This window comes from Pseudomonas sp. 2957 (assembly GCF_031456345.1).
Taxonomy (GTDB): domain Bacteria; phylum Pseudomonadota; class Gammaproteobacteria; order Pseudomonadales; family Pseudomonadaceae; genus Aquipseudomonas; species Aquipseudomonas siliginis.
In genome coordinates this window covers 734,865-749,930 of the sequence record NZ_JAVDUL010000003.1, presented here as the reverse complement: position 1 = coordinate 749,930, position 15,066 = coordinate 734,865, and the positions used below count along the sequence as shown (strand labels likewise).

Below are 15,066 nucleotides of genomic sequence, written 5' to 3'. Positions count from 1 at the left end.
CAGCCGATTTAGCGATTAAGGAGTATTGGGGTGTCGAGTACCGAAGACGAACAGTTGGCGGATTTGAAGGACTGGTGGACACGCAACGGCAAACCTCTGGTCACCGGCGGCCTGTTGGCGCTGGTCATCGTGTTCGGCTGGCAGGCCTGGCACAAGTACCAGAGCAACCAGTCGCAAGGCGCCTCGGTGCTCTATCAGCAATTGCTGGAAACCACGCTGACGCCTGACGGCAAGCCTGATGCCGCCCGCGTTGCGGATCTGGCCGGCAAGCTCAACAGCGAGTACGGCGGTTCTGCCTATGCGCAATACGGCAGCCTGTTCGTCGCCAAAGTGGCGGTCGACAGCGGCAAGCTGGACGACGCGGCAACCGAACTCAAAGCCATCGTCGACAAACCGGCCAACCCGGCGCTGGGCGAAATCGCCCGTCAGCGTCTGGCGCAGGTGCTCGGCGCGCAGGACAAGGCCGAAGACGCCCTGAAACTGCTCGACGGCGATGCCGACAAAGCGTTCCTGGCCACTCGCGAAGAACTCAAGGGCGACCTGCTGGTGCGCTTGGGCCGTACCGATGACGCGAACAAGGCGTATCAAAAAGCCAAGGCGGCACTGTCGGATGAAGCGGCGGTCGGTGGCCTTCAAATCAAGCTCGACGACCTGGCCAAAGGGGATGCGTGACGTGATCCGTTGGAAGCATGCAGCATTGCTGGCTCTGGCCCTTCTGGCCGCGGGTTGCAGCAGCAACAGCAAGAAAGAATTGCCACCGGCCGAACTGACCGACTTCAAAGAAGAAGTCGTTCTGCAGAAGCAGTGGAGCCGCTCGATCGGTGACGGTCAGGGCGAAACCTACAACATGCTGGTGCCGGCGATCGACGGTGACACCATCTACGCCGCCGATGTGACTGGTGTGGTGATGGCGCTGGATCGCAGCAACGGCGACGTGAAGTGGGACCAGGATCTGGAACTGCCTGTCTCCGGCGCCGTCGGCGTGGGTTACGGTCTGGTACTGATCGGTACGCTGCGTGGCGAAGTCGTCGCTCTGGACACCAGCAACGGTGAAGAGAAGTGGCGTGCCCGCGTCAACAGTGAAGTGCTCGCGCCGCCGGCCAACAATGGCGACGTGGTCGTCGTGCAGACCCAGGACGATCGTTTGATCGGTCTGGACGCTGCCACCGGCAACCAGCGCTGGGTGTATGACAGCACCCCGGCGGTCCTGACCCTGCGTGGCACCAGTGCTCCGCTGGTCACCAACCGCCTGGCCGTAGCTGGCCTGTCGACCGGTAAAGTGGTCGCGCTGGACATCTCCAACGGCGTGCCGGTGTGGGAACAACGCATCGCCATTCCACAAGGTCGTTCGGAGCTGGAGCGCGTCGTCGACATCGACGGCGGTCTGCTGCTGTCGGGCGGCACGCTGTACGTGGCCAGCTATCAGGGTCGCGTTGCGGCACTGGACCTGGAAAGCGGTCGTCAACTGTGGCAGCGCGATGCGTCGAGCTACGCGGGTATCGCTCAGGGTTTCGGCAGCGTCTACGTGAGCCTGTCCTCGGGCACCGTTGAAGGCGTCGACGAGCGTTCGACCACCGCACTGTGGAGCAACGATTCGCTGGCTCGCCGTCAACTGTCGGCACCGGAAGTGTTCTCCAGCTACGTAGCTGTGGGTGACCTGGAAGGTTATCTGCATCTGCTGAGTCAGGTCGACGGTCGTTTCGTCGGCCGTGAGCGCATCGACAGCGACGGCCTGCGTGCTCGTCCGCTGGTGGTGGGCGACACGATTTATGTGTATGGCAACAGCGGCAAACTGGAAGCCCTGACCATCAAGTAACAACTATGCTTGGGGTTCATCCCCAAGCGGCCCTGCATCAGCAGGGTTTGCAGCGCCCCCGGGTGTTGCCCCGAGCACCAGCCGCTGCCTCGCAGCGGCTTTTGTATTTTCTGAAATAACGAAGTGGAGAGCCGCATGGTTCCCGTAATCGCCCTGGTGGGCCGACCGAACGTCGGCAAGTCCACCTTGTTCAACCGCCTGACCAGGACTCGTGACGCCATCGTCGGCGACCTGTCCGGTCTGACCCGTGATCGCCAGTACGGTGAGGCCAAGTGGCAAGGGCGTTCCTACATTCTGATCGACACCGGCGGTATCTCCGGTGACGAACATGGTATGGACGAAAAAATGGCCGAGCAGTCGCTGCTGGCCATCGAAGAAGCCGATGTGGTGCTGTTTCTGGTAGATGCCAAGGCCGGTTTTACCGCTGCCGACCAGATGATCGCCGAGCATTTGCGCAAACGTAACAAGCGTTCCCACGTGGTTGCCAACAAGGTCGACAACATCGACCCGGAAATGGCCCGCGCCGAATTCGCCCCGCTGGGCATGGGCCACGCGATCCCGATCGCCGGCGCCCATGGCCGTGGCATCACGCAATTGCTGGAAGCCGCTCTGAGCGAATTCCCGCGCGATGATGACGAGCCGGCTGAAGGCGAAGAGGAAGAAGTCGTTGCCGAAGGCGAGGAAGCCAAGCGTATTCCTGGCCCGAGCGAGAAAGACGGGATCAAGATCGCCATCATCGGCCGTCCGAACGTCGGCAAGTCGACCCTGGTCAACCGCATGCTTGGTGAAGACCGGGTCATCGTGTACGACCAGCCGGGCACCACCCGCGACAGCATCTACATTCCGTTCGAGCGCAATGAAGAGAAGTACACGCTGATCGACACCGCCGGTGTGCGCAAGCGCGGCAAGATCCACGAAGAAGTCGAAAAATTCTCCGTGGTCAAAACCCTGCAGGCGATCAAAGACGCCAACGTGGTGATCTTCGTGATGGACGCCCGCGAGGGTGTGGTCGATCACGACCTGAACCTGCTGGGCTTCGCGATCGAATCCGGTCGTGCGCTGGTCATCGCGATCAACAAGTGGGATGGCATGACGCCGAGCGAGCGCGACTTCGTGAAAGTCGAGCTGCAACGCCGGCTGTTCTTCGTCGACTACGCCGACATTCACTTCATCTCGGCGTTGCACGGCACGGGCGTGGGCAACCTCTACGCTTCGGTGCAGAACTCGTTCAAGTCCGCTGTTACCCGCTGGCCGACCAACCGCCTCACCCAGATTCTCGAAGATGCGGTGGGCGAGCACGCGCCGCCGATGGTCAACAACCGCCGGATCAAGCTGCGTTACGCTCACCTCGGTGGTGCGAACCCGCCGATCATCGTGATCCACGGTAACCAGATCGAGAAAGTGCCGAAGTCGTACGTGCGCTATCTGGAGAACACTTACCGTCGTGTACTCAAGCTGGTCGGTACGCCGATCCGCATCGAGTTCAAGGGCGGCGAGAACCCGTACGAAGGCAACAAGAACACGCTGACCGACCGCCAGGTCAACAAGAAGCGTCGCTTGATGTCGCACAACAAGAAAGCCAGCAAGAAGCGCCGCGACAAGAAGTGATCCGAGGCCCTGCACAATTTTGTGTGGGGCTTTTGTGGCGAGGGGATTTATCCCCGATGGGCTGCGCAGCAGCCCCAAAACCTGTGTCCGCGGTGTATCAGTCAAACCGCATTCAACGGGTTTGCGACTGCTTCGCAGCCGGAACGGGGATAAATCCCCTCGCCACAGGATTGGGTTTGTTCAATGAGAGAAGGGCGCCGTTTGGCGCCCTTTTTTTATGGGCGCCGGATGGGCTATCCTCGGGCTCTCCCGCGCCGTCGTCAGAGCCGGGTGTTGAGCAGAGAACCCCCGATGATCACCAGCAAGCTGCCGAATGTCGGCATCACTATTTTCACGCAGATGTCTCAGCTCGCGGCGCAGACCGGCGCGATCAACCTGTCCCAGGGTTTCCCGGATTTCGACGGCCCGCAGTCGTTGCGTGATGCGGTCGGGCGGCATATCGCCAGTGGCCATAACCAGTATTCGCCGATGACCGGTTTGCCGGCGTTGCGTCAGCAGATCGCGGCCAAGATCGCGCGCAGCTATGGCGTGACAGTCGATGCCGATCATGAAGTGACGGTAACGCCCGGTGCGACTCAGGCAATCTTCTGCGCGATTCAGGCAGTGATTCACAGCGGCGATGAAGTCATCGTCTTCGATCCGTGCTACGACAGCTACGCACCGGCGACGGAATTGGCGGGTGGTCGTTGCGTACATGTGCAACTGAATCCGGACGATTTCTCCATCGATTTCGATCAACTCGCAGCGGCCCTCAGTCCGCGGACGAAAATGATCGTCATCAACACCCCGCACAACCCCAGCGGCGCATTGATCAGCCGCGACGAGCTCGATCAACTGGCGGCGTTGATCCGTGATCGCGACATCTATCTGATCAGCGACGAAGTCTACGAACACCTGGTCTTCGACGGCGTGCCGCATGTCAGCGTGCTGGCCCATGAAGAGCTGTATCAGCGCGCGTTCGTGATCAGTTCGTTCGGCAAGACGTACCACGTCACCGGCTGGAAAACCGGCTATGTCGTCGCTCCGCCGGCCCTGACAGCCGAACTGCGCAAGGTGCATCAGTACGTGAGCTTCTGTGGCGTCACGCCGCTGCAATACGCGCTGGCCGATTACATGGCCGAGCACCCGGAACACGTTGAAGAGCTGCCGGGTTTCTATCAGGCCAAGCGCGATCTGTTCTGCGATCTGCTTGCGCCATCGCGCTTCAGCTTTACCCGAGTCACCGGCACCTATTTCCAGTTGGTCGATTATTCGCAGATTCGTCCGGATCTGAACGATGTCGACATGGCCATGTGGATGACTCGCGAGCACGGTGTCGCGAGCATTCCGGTGTCGGTGTTCTACCAGAATCCACCGCAAGGCCAGCGCCTGATACGCCTGTGCTTTGCCAAACGCGAGGAGACGCTGCGTGAAGCGGCGGCAAAACTATGCGTGATCTGAGTGCATTGCCAGACCTGACCCTGGCGCTGATCCAGACCAGCCTGGCCTGGCACGACCGCCGGGCCAATCTCGAGCATTTCGAGTTGTTGCTGGAACAGGCCCGGGGCGCCGATCTGATTATCCTGCCGGAGATGTTCACCACCGGTTTTTCCATGGAGTCGGAAACCCTCGCCGAAGCGGAAAACGGCCCGACCAGCAAATGGCTGCGGGCGCAGGCGGCCAAGTTCGATGCGGTCATCACTGGCAGCGTGATCATCCAGGCGGCTGACGGCAGCCATCGCAACCGCCTGCTCTGGGCGCGGCCGGACGGCGAAGTGCTGCATTACGACAAGCGTCACCTGTTTCGTATGGCCGGCGAGCACAACCATTACACGCCGGGCGAGCGTCAGGTGCAGTTCGAGCTCAAGGGCTGGCGGATTCGTCCGCTGATCTGCTACGACCTGCGTTTCCCGGTGTGGAGCCGCGACGCGCAGGACACCGATCTGCTGCTGTACACCGCCAACTGGCCGGGCGCACGGCGTCTGCACTGGAACCGCCTGCTGCCGGCACGAGCGATTGAAAATCTCTGCTACGTGGCAGCGGTAAATCGGGTGGGCAGCGATGGCAAAGGCTTCGCGTATACCGGCGACAGTCAGGTGCTGGATTTCCAGGGCGAGACGTTGCTGGCGGCGGGGGAGGCGGATGGCGTGTTCAAGGTGATTCTGGAAGCGGCGCCGTTGGCTGCATATCGCGAGCGCTTTCCGGCGAACCTGGATGCCGACACTTTCGAGTTCACCTGATACTCCCAGCGCCTGTCAGGACGCCTTCGCGAGCAGGTTCGCTCCCACAGGGAAATGCATTCCAAATGTGGGAGCGAGCCTGCTCGCGAAGGGGCCATAAAAGTCAGCCAGAAACCTGAAGGCAAAAAAAGGCCCCGGAGCTCACACTCCGGGGCCTTTCGCATTTCAGCAGTCGGATTACGCCGCTTTCGCCTCTGGCTGGCTCAGCGAGCGGTTCAGCGCGCTGAACAATGCCTTGAAACTCGCCGTGGTGATGTTTTCATCGATACCCACGCCGTGCACTGCACGTTCACCGTTCACCCGCAATTCGATATAGGCCGCCGCTTTGGCATTGGTGCCTGCGCCGATCGCGTGTTCGTTGTAGTCCATGATTTCCACCGGAATCGGCAGGCCGGCGACCAGGGCTTCCAGCGCGCCGTTGCCCTTGCCGCGCCAGTGCAGGTTGGTTTCGCCCTGACCTTTGCTGGCCACTTCCACTTCGACGGCGCTGTTGCCGTTTTCTTCCTGCAGACGATGGCTGACCAGCGCGTACGGGGTGTTGGCCTGCAGGTATTCGCTGATCAACAGCGAGTGAATCTGCTTGGCCGTCATCTCCAGGCCCAAACGGTCGGTCTCACGCTGCACGACCTGGCTGAACTCGATCTGCATGCGCCGTGGCAGGCTGATGCCGTATTCCTGCTCCAGCAAGTAAGCGATGCCGCCCTTGCCCGACTGGCTGTTGACGCGGATCACCGCCTCGTAGCTACGACCGATGTCGGCCGGGTCGATCGGCAGGTACGGCACTTCCCACAGGGTGTCCGGTTTCTGCTGGGCGAAGCCCTTGCGGATTGCGTCCTGGTGCGAGCCGGAGAATGCGGTGTGCACCAGGTCGCCAACATACGGGTGGCGCGGGTGGACCTGGATCTGGTTGCACTCTTCGACGACCTTGCGCACGCCGTCGATGTCGGAGAAGTCCAGCTCAGGGTCGACGCCCTGGGTGTACATGTTCAGCGCGACGGTGACGAGGTCGACGTTGCCGGTGCGCTCGCCGTTGCCGAACAGGCAGCCTTCGACGCGATCGGCGCCGGCCATCAGGCCCAGCTCGGTGGCCGCGACGCCGGTGCCCCGGTCGTTGTGGGTGTGCAGGCTGATGATCACGCTGTCACGACGGTTGATGTTGCGACCAAACCATTCGATCTGGTCGGCGTAGACGTTCGGCGTCGCGCATTCAACCGTGGCCGGCAGGTTGAGAATCATCTTGTGCTCAGGCGTCGGGTTCCACACCTCGATCACGGCGTCGCAGACTTCCTTGGCGAATTCCAGCTCGGTAGCGCTGAAGGTTTCCGGCGAGTATTCGAAGGTCCACTCGGTTTCCGGCTGCATGGCTGCGTATTTGACGAACAGCTTGGCAGCGTTGACGGCGATGGCCTTGATACCGTCCTTGTCCTGGTTGAAGACGATGCGACGGAAAGAAGGCGAGGTGGCGTTGTACAGGTGAACGATGGCTTTCTTCGCCCCGCGCAGGGATTCGAAGGTGCGCTCGATCAGGTCTTCACGGCCCTGGGTCAGTACCTGAATGGTGGTGTCGTCCGGGATGTGGCCTTCTTCGATCAGCGTGCGCACGAAGTCGAAGTCGGTTTGCGACGCGGCCGGGAACGACGCTTCGATCTCCTTCACGCCCACCTGCACCAGGGTTTTCCAGAAGCGCAGCTTCTTCGCCGCGTCCATTGGCTCGATCAGCGACTGGTTGCCGTCACGCAGGTCGGAGCTGCACCAGATCGGCGCGGCGTCGATGGTCTTCGACGGCCAGGTACGATCCGGCAGGTTGATGACGGGAAACGCGCGGTATTTCGAAGACGGGTCTTTGAGCATGCTCATCGGGAAATTCCTTGTTGTCTGGGCCGAAAAGAGGCGGCCTGCCGGTTGAACGAATGTTCTTGGAAAAGCGTGGGACGAGGCGCAGCGATTCAGCCTGGCAGTCGTGCGCTGACGAGGCACAGGCTGCGGTGCTGGCGAAGCTGAATGAGGGTGTGAGAGGTTTTCATGGCTTCAACCCTAACCGCGAGGGGAAAGGATGGCAAGCAGTCGGAAAAAATTGAGAGGAATACCCGAAAAGCGGGGTTTTGCAGGAATTTATTGCGCTTTAGGCGGTGGAAGTTGTTGATGTTTGCGTAAGGCTAGATTGGGGCGCAATTGAGTTTTAGGAGATTCATTGAGTATGGCGGTGTTTTATAGGCCGCCTTCGCGAGCAGGCCGGTCGCCTCAACCCATATTCAAGGTTGGAAAGCCCCAATGAAAATCGCCGGATCCACCCGCGCGTCATTCAGGCTGACGTTCCAGTGCATATGCGGCCCGGTCGCGCGGCCGGTCGCGCCGACCTTGCCCACCACCGCGCCACGGGCCAGTTGCTGGCCGTTTTTCACGTCGATCTTCGACATGTGGCAGAACATGCTGATAAAGCCTTGGCCGTGGTCAACGAACACCGTGTTGCCGTTGAAGAAGTAATTGCCGATCAGAATCACCTTGCCCGCCGCCGGGGTCTTGATTGGCGTGCCCGCCGGCACTGCGAAATCGAGGCCGGCGTGAGGATTGCGCTCTTCGCCGTTGAAGAAACGACGCACACCGAACTTGCTCGACAGCGGCCCGTTGACCGGTTTGTCCAGCAGCAGATTGCTCGGCGTGTTCGGGCTGAAACTGCGATAAGCCGCGATCTGTTCCGCCAGTTCGCCTTCAATGCGCTTGAGGTTGTCGGCGTTCGGATTGACCTGCTGTTTGTTCTTCAGGGTGATGTGCTGTTCCGGGTATTTCTTGCTGCCCACGGTAAACGGCAGGTTACGCCCGCCACTGCTGATCTGCTGCGCGCCAGGCTTGACCGTCAGCGGCACGCCGACGATCGCCAGCCAATTGTTCTGCTCTTTGACCACCAGCACCGGTTTGCCTTGATAGGTGGCTTTCGGCGCCTGCGCGGCGGTGCCCAGATCCACCACGGCGACGCCGCCCGGCACCGGTTTGTTCAGCAGCCGAGTGATGTAACTGTCGGCGTGGGCGTTGAAGGTCAGGCAGAGCAACAGCAGCGGAGCGAGAAAACGCGGCATGGATCAGTCCAGTAAAGAGAGGGTGACGGGCGTCAGGTGATTGTCCTCGACGCGCACTTGCAGTTCGCCTTCGCCGAGCTTGGCTTTCAGGCGCTGGCCGGTGTGGGTCTGCGCAGCGTTGCGGATCGCGTGGCCACGCTCGTCGAGCAGGATGCTGTAACCGCGACCGAGGGTCGCCAATGGACTGACCACGTGCAGGGTCTGCATCTGACTGTGCAATTGCTGCCGACGCTGTTTCAGAGCATCGCGCATGGCCCGGGGCAGACGTTCAGCGAGGCTGTCGAGGCGCTGGCGAAGCATCGCCAATTGGCGTCCCGGATGTTGCCCGGCGAGGCGGGTTTCCAGACGGATCAGGCGTTCGCGGCGGGTATTGAGATGGCGTTCGAAGGCCCGGCGCATGCGCATGTCCAGATCATCCAGACGCTGAGCCTGCTGGCGCAGACGTTCGCCGGGATGCCGCAACCGTCGGGCCATGCCTTCCAGACGCAGGCGATCACGCATCAAGCGGTCACGCATGCGCATCACCAGACGCCGGTGCAGGCTCTCGACCTGACGGATCAGATGGCTGGAATCCGGGGCGAGCAGTTCGGCGGCGGCCGAGGGCGTGGGGGCGCGGACGTCGGCGACAAAATCGCTGATCGAAACATCGGTTTCATGGCCGACGGCGCTGACGATCGGCGTGACACAGGCATCGACCGCGCGCGCCACCGCTTCTTCGTTGAAGCACCAGAGGTCTTCCAGCGAGCCGCCGCCACGGGCGAGGATCAGCGCGTCGAAGCCACGGGCATCGGCCATTTTCAGCGCGCGGACAATCTGCGCGGTGGCCTCGCGGCCCTGCACAGCGGTTGGAATCAGGGTCAGTTGCACCTGCGGCGCACGGCGGCGGAATACGCTGATGATGTCGCGAATCACCGCGCCGGTCGGCGAGCTGATGATGCCGATGCGCTGTGGATGGGCGGGCAGCGGCACTTTGCGTTCGGCACTGAACAGGCCTTCGGCGCTGAGCTTTTCCTTCAGCCCATCGAAGGCCAGACGCAGCGCGCCGTCACCGGCCGGCTCCACGGTGTCGAGGATCAGCTGATAGTCGCCACGGCCTTCGAACAGCGAAACCTTGCCGCGCACCTTGACCGCCAGACCATCCTTCAACGCCTGACGTACGCGCGCGGCGTTCTGCCGGAACAGCGCGCAACGCACCTGCGCGCCGCTGTCCTTGAGGGTGAAATAGACGTGGCCGGACGCCGGGCGCGCGAGGTTGGAGATTTCGCCCTCGACCCAGATGTTGCTGAACACGTCTTCAAGCAACACCCGCGCGCGGCCGTTGAGCTGGCTGACGGTCAGGACTTCACGGTCCAGGCCAAGTCTTGCAAAGGGATCTTTAATCATGGGGCGCAGTTTAAAGGCATTTGCCCGCCAATCACCATGACGCCGCACAAAACCCTGTGGGAGCGAGCCTGCTCGCGAAAGCATTGTGTCAGCGGACAACAACGGGAATGACACTCCGCCTTCGCGAGCAGGCTCGCTCCCACATGGGATCAATTTGATATCTGGTCGTGCTGCCCGCTACTGGCTACAGTCAGCGCGGTCTTATAAAGGATGCGGACGATGAGCGTGATGGAGCTGTTGGGGGCGTGGTCGTGGGGCGCTGGCGGTTGGGCGGTCATCGGGTTGGCCATTGCCCTGGCCTACATCGTCTTCGGCATCGCCGGTTTCGGCACGGCGCTGGTCGCGGGGCCGATGCTGATTCTGTTCATGCCGCTATCGAAAATCGTGCCGCTGCTGGTGCTGCTGGATTTCGTCGCGGCATTCGGCAATCTGCTGCCCTCGCGGCGCGACGTCGCCAAGCCGGAATTGCTCAGGCTGCTGCCGTGCATGGCGATCGGCTGCACGTTGGGGGTGATCTTCCTGCTGAATCTGAAATCCGATCTGTTGCTGTTGTTGATGGGGCTGTTCATCAGCGCCTATGCGGTTTACAGCCTGTGGGTCAAAGCGCGGCCGGCACAGTTGTCAGCGGCGTGGGCGGTGCCGATGGGCACGGTGGGTGGGTTGTTCGGCGCGTTGTTTGGCAGTGGCGGCTTTCTTTACGCGATCTATCTGAACAGCCGCCTGCCCAAGGAAGCGGCGCGGGCCACGCAAAGTGCGTTGATCAGTTGCAGCACCGTGGTGCGCTTGAGTCTGTTTGTCATCGCCGGTGTGTATGCCGAGCTACCCTTGTTGATGCTGGCGCTGTGTCTGTTGCCGGCCATGGCGCTGGGCTTGTGGATCGGCCGGCGGCTTACCATGAGATTGTCGCGCGAAGCGTTTGTGCGGCTGGTGACGTGGCTGGTGCTGGCCAGCGGGATCGCGTTGATGGTGCGCTATTTCAGCACTTGACCGGATTTCTTCAGGGATTAAGCTGCCGGCCGCAGTTCCTTGTGGGAGCGAGCCTGCTCGCGAATGCGGTGGGTCAGCAACAAAAATGCAGCCTGACACTGCGCTTTCGCGAGCAGGCTCGCTCCCACATTGGAAATCTTAAATACTGGCAGCAGGCTCCACCATGAACTCGCAAAGCATTATCGTCCCGAAAATCTCCACCCTGCCGGTGCACGAGCCCCGGGCGCGGGCGATCGTGCGCTGGCTGGTGCGCAAGAATATCATCGAAGAACAGCTGACTACCTGCGGCCGCACCGGCAACCGTATGGCCCACGCCATCGCTGATGGGGCTCGCGCCGTGGTGCTGCACCCGCAAGCGCTGCCGTTCGGCGAGCCGGTCAATGGCCTGGAGATCGTCACCAAACGCTGCATCTACACCCCGGCCAAGGGCTTTCTCGAAGAGGCGGGTTGCGCCGAATGTCGCCGCGAAGTGGGTGAGGCGCTGTTCGAGAGTCTTGAAGACTGGTTTCCAGGCCGCACCGACAATTTCACCTGCCCCGAATGCGGGCATGAGGACGACATCAACGGCTTTCTGTTTTTGCAGGAATGCGCGTTTTCCAACCTCGGCTTCATTTTCAACAATTGGCTGGAGGCGGGGTTCAAGCAGAGCTTTATCGACGAGTTCGCCGATTGGCTCGATCAACCTGTCTCTTGGGTCAAGGTGGAGCTGTAGGGCCGGGCTTTTCCATCTATCAATTAGGCTGAGTTTTACATTGAACAGCAGGGGGTGTCTGACTATAATGGCGCGCTTCCATTTTCCCGCTCGGGAGCCCCCGCGATGCTGCGTATCAGCCAAGAAGCTCTGACATTCGACGACATTCTCCTAGTGCCCGGTTATTCCGAGGTACTTCCCAACGAAGTCAGTCTCAAGACCCGTCTTACCCGTGGCATCGAACTGAATATTCCTCTGGTTTCTGCCGCCATGGACACCGTTACTGAAGCCCGTCTGGCAATCGCCATGGCTCAGGAAGGTGGCATCGGCATTATCCACAAGAACATGACCATCGAGCAGCAAGCTGCCGAAGTGCGCAAGGTCAAGAAGTTCGAAGCCGGTGTGGTCAAGGATCCCATCACCATCGAGGCCGATGCCACGGTGCGTGATCTGTTCGAACTGACCCGTCTGCACAATATCTCCGGCGTTCCGGTCCTGCACGATGGCGACCTGGTCGGCATCGTCACCTCCCGCGACGTACGTTTCGAAAACCGTCTGGAAGCCACTGTCCGCGAAGTGATGACGCCTAAAGAGCGTCTGGTCACGGTCAAGGAAGGCGCCGACAAGAACGACGTACGCGAACTGCTGCACAAGCACCGCATCGAGCGCGTGCTGATCGTCGACGACAAATTCGCCCTCAAAGGCATGATGACCGTCAACGACATCGAAAAAGCCAAAGCCTACCCGCTGGCCAGCAAGGACGATCAAGGTCGTCTGCGCGTTGGCGCTGCGGTCGGCACCGGTAAAGACACCGGTGATCGCGTGACTGCACTGGTCAATGCCGGCGTGGACGTGGTGGTGGTCGACACCGCACACGGTCACTCCAAAGGCGTGATCGACCGCGTACGCTGGGTCAAAGAGAACTTCCCTGAAGTGCAGGTGATCGGCGGCAACATCGCCACCGGCGCTGCCGCCAAGGCCCTGGCCGAAGCCGGCGCCGACGCAGTCAAGGTCGGTATCGGCCCTGGCTCGATCTGCACCACCCGTATCGTCGCCGGTGTCGGCGTACCGCAAATCAGTGCCATCGCCAACGTCGCCGCTGCCCTTGAAGGCACTGGCGTACCGTTGATCGCCGACGGCGGTATCCGTTTCTCCGGTGACCTGTCCAAGGCCATCGTGGCCGGTGCGTCCTGCGTGATGATGGGCTCGATGTTCGCCGGTACCGAAGAGGCCCCGGGCGAGATCGAACTGTTCCAGGGCCGTTCGTACAAGGCTTATCGCGGCATGGGTTCGCTGGGCGCCATGTCCCAGGCTCAAGGTTCGTCCGACCGTTACTTCCAGGACTCCTCGGCAGGCGCCGAGAAACTGGTTCCGGAAGGCATCGAAGGCCGTGTGCCGTACAAAGGCACCCTGAGCGCGATCATTCACCAGTTGATGGGCGGTCTGCGTTCCTCGATGGGTTACACCGGCAGCGCCAACATCGAAGAAATGCGTACCAAACCCGAGTTCGTGCGGATCACCGGTGCCGGCATGGCCGAGTCCCACGTTCACGACGTGCAGATCACCAAGGAAGCGCCAAACTACCGCGTAGGTTGAGGCTTCCAGCAAAACGTTAAATCACCGGGGCTGTTCATTCAGCCCCGAGTTGTTTCTGATTCACTACATGAGAATGAGTCATGGCCCTCGACATTCACGCTCACCGCATCCTGATCCTCGACTTCGGTTCGCAATACACCCAGCTGATTGCCCGCCGCGTGCGCGAGATCGGCGTGTACTGCGAACTGCACCCGTTCGACATGGACGAAGATGCGATCCGCGAATTCGCCCCTAAAGGCGTCATCCTCGCCGGCGGCCCCGAGTCCGTGCACGAAGCCAACAGCCCTCGCTGCCCGCAGGCGGTGTTCGACCTCGGCGTTCCGGTGTTCGGCATCTGCTACGGCATGCAGACCATGGCCGAGCAACTGGGCGGCAAGGTTGAAGGTTCCGAACTGCGTGAGTTCGGTTACGCCCGCGTTGACGTGGTCGGCAAGAGCCGCCTGCTCGACGGCATCGAAGACCACATCGACGCCGACGGCCTGTTCGGCCTCGACGTGTGGATGAGCCACGGTGACAAAGTCACGAAGATGCCGGAAGACTTCCACATCCTCGCCAGCACCCCGAGCTGCCCGATCGCCGGTATGTTCAACGACGACCGCGCTTACTATGGCGTGCAGTTCCACCCGGAAGTGACCCACACCAAGCAGGGCGGGCGCATCCTCTCGCGCTTCGTGCTCGACATCTGCGGCTGTGAAGCCCTGTGGACGCCGTCGAAGATCGCTGAAGACGCCATCGCCAACATCCGCGCTCAGGTCGGTACCGACAACGTGCTGCTGGGTCTGTCCGGCGGCGTTGACTCCTCGGTGGTTGCCGCGCTGTTGCACAAGGCCATCGGCGATCAGCTGACCTGCGTCTTCGTCGACAACGGCCTGTTGCGTCTGCACGAAGGCGAGCAAGTGATGGCCATGTTCGCCGAGAACATGGGCGTCAAGGTGATCCGCGCCAACGCTGAGGAGCAGTTCCTCAACAACCTGGCCGGCGAAGCCGACCCGGAAAAGAAGCGCAAGATCATCGGCCGTACCTTCATCGACGTGTTCGATGCCGAATCCTGCAAGCTGGACAACATCAAGTACCTGGCTCAGGGCACCATCTACCCGGACGTGATCGAGTCGGCTGGCGCGAAAAGCGGCAAGGCCCACGTGATCAAGTCGCACCACAACGTGGGCGGCCTGCCGGAAGAGATGAACCTGAAACTGGTCGAGCCACTGCGCGAACTGTTCAAGGATGAAGTGCGTCGTCTGGGTCTGGAACTGGGCCTGCCGTACGACATGGTCTACCGTCACCCGTTCCCGGGCCCGGGCCTGGGTGTGCGCATCCTCGGTGAAGTGAAAAAGGAATACGCCGACCTGCTGCGTCGCGCCGACCACATCTTCATCGAAGAACTGCGCAAGGCCGATTGGTATCACAAGGTCAGCCAGGCGTTCGTAGTGTTCCAGCCTGTCAAATCGGTCGGCGTGGTCGGCGACGGCCGTCGTTACGCCTGGGTCGTGGCCCTGCGTGCCGTGGAAACCATCGACTTCATGACCGCGCGTTGGGCACACCTGCCTTACGAACTGCTGGAAACCGTTTCCGGCCGCATCATCAACGAAATCGAAGGCATCTCCCGCGTCACTTACGACGTGTCGAGCAAGCCGCCGGCGACGATTGAGTGGGAATGATCCTGCTGCGGTTCGAATAACGAAAAACCCTTGG

The 15,066-nt window shown here is 61.2% G+C and carries 12 protein-coding genes; 9 read left to right on the top strand and 3 right to left on the bottom strand.

Going from position 1 to position 15,066, the window contains the following annotated elements; genetic code table 11:
- Positions 1–30 precede the first annotated feature (30 nt).
- The 5 genes from J2Y39_RS13780 (at position 31) to J2Y39_RS13760 (ending at position 5,643) form a co-directional block, all read left to right on the top strand.
- Positions 31–672: a tetratricopeptide repeat protein gene (locus J2Y39_RS13780; protein WP_056790153.1), complete on the top strand. Its 642-nt coding sequence runs from the start codon at positions 31–33 to the stop codon at positions 670–672.
- On the top strand, positions 665–1,816 hold the full coding sequence (gene bamB / locus J2Y39_RS13775; RefSeq protein ID WP_016773335.1) for an outer membrane protein assembly factor BamB: 1,152 nt from the start codon (positions 665–667) through the stop codon (positions 1,814–1,816). Before J2Y39_RS13780 ends, bamB begins: the two co-directional genes overlap by 8 nt.
- 135 nt (positions 1,817–1,951) lie before the next feature.
- On the top strand, positions 1,952–3,424 hold the full coding sequence (der, locus tag J2Y39_RS13770) for a ribosome biogenesis GTPase Der (protein WP_024014210.1): 1,473 nt from the start codon (positions 1,952–1,954) through the stop codon (positions 3,422–3,424).
- Positions 3,425–3,715: 291 nt separating this feature from the next.
- Positions 3,716–4,864, top strand: a complete 1,149-nt coding sequence (locus tag J2Y39_RS13765; protein ID WP_041479927.1) for a pyridoxal phosphate-dependent aminotransferase — start codon at positions 3,716–3,718, stop codon at positions 4,862–4,864.
- On the top strand, positions 4,852–5,643 hold the full coding sequence (locus J2Y39_RS13760; protein ID WP_041479926.1) for an amidohydrolase: 792 nt from the start codon (positions 4,852–4,854) through the stop codon (positions 5,641–5,643). Before J2Y39_RS13765 ends, J2Y39_RS13760 begins: the two co-directional genes overlap by 13 nt.
- Positions 5,644–5,820: 177 nt before the next feature.
- On the opposite strand, the gene leuA is transcribed toward J2Y39_RS13760, so the two are convergent.
- The 3 genes from leuA to xseA form a co-directional block, all read right to left on the bottom strand.
- Entirely contained in the window at positions 5,821–7,500 is a 1,680-nt protein-coding gene (gene leuA, locus J2Y39_RS13755) for a 2-isopropylmalate synthase (protein ID WP_016773339.1), read from the bottom strand.
- Positions 7,501–7,895: 395 nt separating this feature from the next.
- Positions 7,896–8,717 carry a peptidoglycan DD-metalloendopeptidase family protein gene (locus tag J2Y39_RS13750; protein WP_083353522.1) on the bottom strand — a complete coding sequence of 274 codons (822 nt, stop codon included), beginning with the start codon at positions 8,715–8,717 and terminating at the stop codon, positions 7,896–7,898.
- A gap of 3 nt (positions 8,718–8,720) precedes the next feature.
- Positions 8,721–10,100 carry an exodeoxyribonuclease VII large subunit gene (gene xseA, locus J2Y39_RS13745; protein ID WP_310218221.1) on the bottom strand — a complete coding sequence of 460 codons (1,380 nt, stop codon included), beginning with the start codon at positions 10,098–10,100 and terminating at the stop codon, positions 8,721–8,723.
- A gap of 219 nt (positions 10,101–10,319) precedes the next feature.
- Between xseA and J2Y39_RS13740 the strand changes: the two genes are divergently transcribed.
- From J2Y39_RS13740 to guaA, 4 genes are all read left to right on the top strand, one after another.
- Positions 10,320–11,087 (top strand): sulfite exporter TauE/SafE family protein, encoded by a 768-nt coding sequence (locus tag J2Y39_RS13740; protein ID WP_095181712.1) that lies wholly within the window; start codon positions 10,320–10,322, stop codon positions 11,085–11,087.
- Positions 11,088–11,250: 163 nt separating this feature from the next.
- Positions 11,251–11,799, top strand: coding sequence for a sugar ABC transporter ATPase (locus J2Y39_RS13735; protein ID WP_041479923.1), 549 nt, complete (start codon positions 11,251–11,253; stop codon positions 11,797–11,799).
- Between the two features lie 105 nt (positions 11,800–11,904).
- Positions 11,905–13,374, top strand: a complete 1,470-nt coding sequence (gene guaB, locus J2Y39_RS13730; RefSeq protein WP_016773343.1) for an IMP dehydrogenase — start codon at positions 11,905–11,907, stop codon at positions 13,372–13,374.
- An 80-nt stretch (positions 13,375–13,454) separates the two neighbouring features.
- On the top strand, positions 13,455–15,032 hold the full coding sequence (guaA, locus tag J2Y39_RS13725; RefSeq protein ID WP_016773344.1) for a glutamine-hydrolyzing GMP synthase: 1,578 nt from the start codon (positions 13,455–13,457) through the stop codon (positions 15,030–15,032).
- The last annotated feature ends 34 nt before the right edge of the window (positions 15,033–15,066 follow it).

Bases quoted from the DNA above. Each gene is read 5' to 3' on its own strand.
- J2Y39_RS13760 (WP_041479926.1), top strand. From the start codon at position 4,852: ATGCGTGATCTGAGTGCATTGCCAGACCTGACCCTGGCGCTGATCCAG.
- guaB (WP_016773343.1), top strand. From the start codon at position 11,905: ATGCTGCGTATCAGCCAAGAAGCTCTGACATTCGACGACATTCTCCTA.
- xseA (WP_310218221.1), bottom strand. From the start codon at position 10,100: ATGATTAAAGATCCCTTTGCAAGACTTGGCCTGGACCGTGAAGTCCTG.
- J2Y39_RS13735 (WP_041479923.1), top strand. From the start codon at position 11,251: ATGAACTCGCAAAGCATTATCGTCCCGAAAATCTCCACCCTGCCGGTG.
- bamB (WP_016773335.1), top strand. From the start codon at position 665: ATGCGTGACGTGATCCGTTGGAAGCATGCAGCATTGCTGGCTCTGGCC.
- J2Y39_RS13740 (WP_095181712.1), top strand. From the start codon at position 10,320: ATGAGCGTGATGGAGCTGTTGGGGGCGTGGTCGTGGGGCGCTGGCGGT.
- J2Y39_RS13765 (WP_041479927.1), top strand. From the start codon at position 3,716: ATGATCACCAGCAAGCTGCCGAATGTCGGCATCACTATTTTCACGCAG.
- J2Y39_RS13750 (WP_083353522.1), bottom strand. From the start codon at position 8,717: ATGCCGCGTTTTCTCGCTCCGCTGCTGTTGCTCTGCCTGACCTTCAAC.
- der (WP_024014210.1), top strand. From the start codon at position 1,952: ATGGTTCCCGTAATCGCCCTGGTGGGCCGACCGAACGTCGGCAAGTCC.
- leuA (WP_016773339.1), bottom strand. From the start codon at position 7,500: ATGAGCATGCTCAAAGACCCGTCTTCGAAATACCGCGCGTTTCCCGTC.
- guaA (WP_016773344.1), top strand. From the start codon at position 13,455: ATGGCCCTCGACATTCACGCTCACCGCATCCTGATCCTCGACTTCGGT.